This window comes from Dellaglioa sp. CoH-57-MRSF-18 (genome assembly GCF_056781995.1).
The window spans coordinates 1-277 of record NZ_JBXAXX010000208.1 but is presented as its reverse complement, the minus strand read 5'-3'; the positions used below and the strand labels follow the sequence as shown (position 1 = coordinate 277).

Here is a 277-nt window from a genome sequence, read left to right as displayed (position 1 = left end):
GATGACACGATGGCATTTTGACAACTGTAAGACTGATCCATGTGAGGTGGAAAACGGCAAACGGAAAATTATTCGTGAGACTTCTCGGCGCTGGTCTGATGCAGAAGAGAAAATTCTGATTGCGGCCCGCATTCGAGATGGTGCAAAGCAGAAGGACATAGTTAGCGAATTCGGGCGCAGCCGAGAGTTTATTCGCCGGATCGCAAGAGAACACAATCTATAGGAGATTTAAATGCCGTCACGTCAGATTACCCACGACGCGCGCGAGGGTAAAGGA

General features: G+C 49.1%; 1 protein-coding gene. It reads left to right on the top strand.

Annotated elements, in window-relative coordinates; translation table 11 throughout:
* A partial coding sequence (locus AC1RPG_RS08740; protein WP_481762595.1) for a hypothetical protein occupies positions 1-223 on the top strand: 223 nt, incomplete at its 5' end.
* Between the last annotated feature and the right edge of the window lie 54 nt (positions 224-277).